Below are 3,144 nucleotides of genomic sequence, written 5' to 3'. Positions count from 1 at the left end.
TGATCCCTGGCAGGACGCCCACCACGCCCCCCTCGGCGCAGGAGGGCACCAAGCCCGGGGGCGGCGGTTCCGGATAGAGATCCCGGTAGTTGGGTCCATCGCCAAGGTTGAACACCGTGGCCTGGCCCTCGAAGCGGAAGATGGAGCCGTAGACGTTGGGCTTGTTCAGGAGCACACAGGCGTCGTTCACCAGATAGCGGGTGGGGAAGTTATCGGTGCCGTCACAGACCAGATCGTAGGGTTCCATGATCCGGAGAGCGTTCTCCCCACTGAGGGCCGTGTCGTAGAGATCCACCTGGCAGTGGGGATTGATCTCCTGGATACGGTGTTTGGCAGAGGCGATTTTCGGCTGTCCCACCCAACTGGTGCCATGGATCACCTGGCGCTGCAGGTTGCTATGGTCCACCACGTCAAAGTCCACAATGCCGATGCGGCCCACGCCCGCCGCCGCCAGGTAGAGCAGCAGGGGGGATCCCAATCCACCCGTCCCCACACACAACACACTGGCTGCCCGCAGACGTTTCTGGCCCTCCATGCCGATTTCCGGCAGGATCAGGTGGCGGGAAAAGCGGGCGATCTCATCCTGGCTGAGGGTGATTGTGCTGGTATCTGGCGGCAACATGGCGGGAACAGCAGACAAAAGACTCATGGTCTGTAGTATGGCTGGTCTCCGGGGTTGGGTTTCCCGAAACCCGTTTGCGCAAGTTCAATGGACACCGGCTGAAAACGACCGGATCCGCTGACCCACCAGGCGCCCCGGTCCGCTTCCGTCGGTTGACGGTCAGGGCTGGCAATGGCAGAGATCCACACCAGACTTCGGGGCCAGGCGTGGCGCTGATCCATGGCTGAAGGCAGCGGGGCTCCCCGGGGATGGGAATGGGCCGCCCCCAACAGGAGCACCCCCTGATTGCGGCAGTACTTCTGGGCCGCAATCAGTTCGAGGGGATCCACCACAAAGCGATCAGAGCGGCTATGGGCATCCTGCAGGTTCCCCGCCTCATCCTGGGAACTCCGGGAGGCCTGGGGCTGACAGGTCTCCGGCCAGTCCGGTCGCCACACGTTCCGACAGGGCCAGACCCCCTGCATGTGCAGGGTCCCGCCATGGCGCCGTCCCAGGAGCAGCGCACAACCCTCCTCAGGCCATGCCACGGCAAGACTCCGCTCCAGGGCCATCAGACATTGCCGACTGAGCCGGAGCGCCACTGGCATCTTCGCCGTCACTTCATTATCGTTAGGATGGCTGATCCGTCGGGTTCATGATTGACCCTGCCAACGCCAAGATCCAATCCTTTACACCGCCAACCCGCCCACCGGGCACTCAGGACGATCCAGCCTTGACCTTTTCCAAACGCTACGACGAGGCCATTAGCAAGATCAATAGCTCTCTGGACAAGGTGGACTGGGAGAAGGCGGGCCGCATCGGCACGATTGCGGGGATTCTGCTGGTTGTCAGCCTGGGGCTGGTGTTGGTCAACAGCGTTCTGGCAACCATTCACCTGATTCCTGTTCTGCCAGGGCTGTTGCAACTCCTGGGCTTGGTTGTGGCCGTCCAGTGGTGCTACCAAAACCTTTACACAAAGGATAAACGCCAGGCCTTCGTTGAGAGGCTCCGCAACCTGCGCAAGGAGTATCTGGGCTAATCCCCCGTCATCGGGCCATGGCCCGTCAGGGGCCGATCATCTGCTGTCGCAGGGCCTGGCTCCGTTGCAACGCGGCGCACAGTTGATCCCAGCGCTCTTCCCGCACCAGACCCTCCAGGGTCTCCAGACCTTCCCGGTAGCGCCCCAGTGCTTGCCCCAGGGCCTGCCTGTTGTGGGACGCCATCAGGACCCCCAACCGGGGATTGCCGCCGCCCACCCGTGTGGTATCGGCAAAGCCGCTGCTGGCCAGGCTCTCCGCCAGACGGCGGATGGGTTGATTCCGCTCCCCCGCCACGGTGTGGAGCAATGCCGCACTCACCAGCACCGGCAAGTGGGAAACGAGGGCAACGGCATGGTCGTGGTCCTGGGCGGTGCAGTGGATCGCCCGGGCCCCCAGGACGCTGACGAGGGCTTGCAGAAGTTGGAGATCGGCGGAAGGGGTTGTGGTTTCTGCCGTCGTCAAGGCCCAGGGACGGCCCTGGAAAAGACCGGGTTGCCCCGCATCCACACCGGCCGCCGTGGTTCCGGCCATGGGGTGCCCTCCGATGAAGCGGCCCGGCCAGGCTGCTTGCCATGCGGCCAGCACCGGACCCTTGACAGATCCCACATCGCTGATGAGGGCCTGCCGGGGCAACGCTGACAACAGTTGGGGGGTGGGGGCGAGAAGGCGGTCCAGCGGCAGGCAGAGCACCACCAGACCCGCCCCCCTCAGCACCGCCGGATCCGTGGAGACCACATCCGCCAGACCCCGCTGCCGGGCCCGCTCCACCGTCCTGGCGCGATGGGCCAGGGCCACGGTGGGGACGCCCCGGGCCTTGAGGTCCAGGCCGATGGAGCCTCCCAGCAGCCCCAACCCCACCAAGCCCACGGGCCGTCCCGCCAAACAGGACCGCAGGGTGTGCAGAGGGGACTCCGGAGGACTCATCGCCGTGTGCTCCAGCGCCAGTGGGCCGTTACGATTGCCCCATGTTGGAGGCCCGTGTTCACGAGCAGCTCAAGCGGTTGCTTCGCCAGGATGGTCGTCCCCTCTGGGCCCATCATCTGAGCCTCTCCCGGCTGGTGGCCCGCAGCCTGCGACGGCATGACACCACGCTGATCAGCATTGCCCCCGGCAGTGAACCCGGTTGGCGGTTGAGCGCCCTGCTGCCCTGCTGTCTGGCGGGGGAGGCCGTTGCCCTGGTGGTGAGCCGGCAGTTGCATCAGCGCCTCCAGCTTGTGGAACTGCCCCGTCTGCATCGCGCCGGCATTGCAACACCCCTCTGGGAAGGGGAAAACTGCCCACAGGATATTCCCCTATGGCTGTTGAAGCCCGCGGAACTGCTGCGGGCTCACCAGGCAGGGCAACTGCAGGAACGGCAACTGGTGGTTCTGGACAGTGGGCAACTGGAGAAGGATCTGCAGGCGGCACTGGGGGTGACGCTGGAGCCCCGGGACTGGAACCGCCTCCAACAGGCCTATCCCGCCCTGGCCCAGGCCGTTGCCTCCTGCTTCGATCAGCTCAACC

The 3,144-nt window shown here is 65.0% G+C and carries 4 protein-coding genes and 1 pseudogene; 2 read left to right on the top strand and 3 right to left on the bottom strand.

What is annotated here, in order from left to right:
- Together BG35_RS0108135 and BG35_RS11015 are read right to left on the bottom strand one after the other, a co-directional pair.
- Positions 1-622, bottom strand: a 622-nt coding sequence (locus tag BG35_RS0108135) for a ThiF family adenylyltransferase (RefSeq protein WP_025782434.1), incomplete at its 3' end; no start/stop codon positions are given.
- A 23-nt stretch (positions 623-645) separates the two neighbouring features.
- Positions 646-1,203: a M67 family metallopeptidase gene (locus tag BG35_RS11015; RefSeq protein ID WP_161632576.1), complete on the bottom strand. Its 558-nt coding sequence runs from the start codon at positions 1,201-1,203 to the stop codon at positions 646-648.
- Between the two features lie 131 nt (positions 1,204-1,334).
- Between BG35_RS11015 and BG35_RS0108125 the strand changes: the two genes are divergently transcribed.
- Complete coding sequence (locus tag BG35_RS0108125) at positions 1,335-1,640, top strand: CAAD domain-containing protein (protein ID WP_236619835.1); 306 nt, start codon at positions 1,335-1,337, stop codon at positions 1,638-1,640.
- Between the two features lie 25 nt (positions 1,641-1,665).
- On the opposite strand, the gene BG35_RS0108120 is transcribed toward BG35_RS0108125, so the two are convergent.
- Positions 1,666-2,565 carry a prephenate/arogenate dehydrogenase gene (locus BG35_RS0108120; RefSeq protein WP_051506219.1) on the bottom strand — a complete coding sequence of 300 codons (900 nt, stop codon included), beginning with the start codon at positions 2,563-2,565 and terminating at the stop codon, positions 1,666-1,668.
- A 41-nt stretch (positions 2,566-2,606) separates the two neighbouring features.
- Here BG35_RS0108120 and BG35_RS0108115 point away from each other — a divergent pair.
- A pseudogene (locus BG35_RS0108115) lies at positions 2,607-3,144 on the top strand (helicase); the annotation flags it as partial.

The sequence above is a fragment of the Candidatus Synechococcus spongiarum SH4 genome (assembly GCF_000586015.1).
GTDB lineage: Bacteria > Cyanobacteriota > Cyanobacteriia > PCC-6307 > Cyanobiaceae > Synechococcus_B > Synechococcus_B spongiarum_F.
The sequence above is the reverse complement of the archived record's forward strand: the minus strand, read 5'-3'. Positions and strand labels throughout refer to the sequence as shown.

Coding starts and splice junctions, on each gene's coding strand:
- BG35_RS0108120 (WP_051506219.1), bottom strand. CDS start 2,565: ATGAGTCCTCCGGAGTCCCCTCTGCACACCCTGCGGTCCTGTTTGGCG.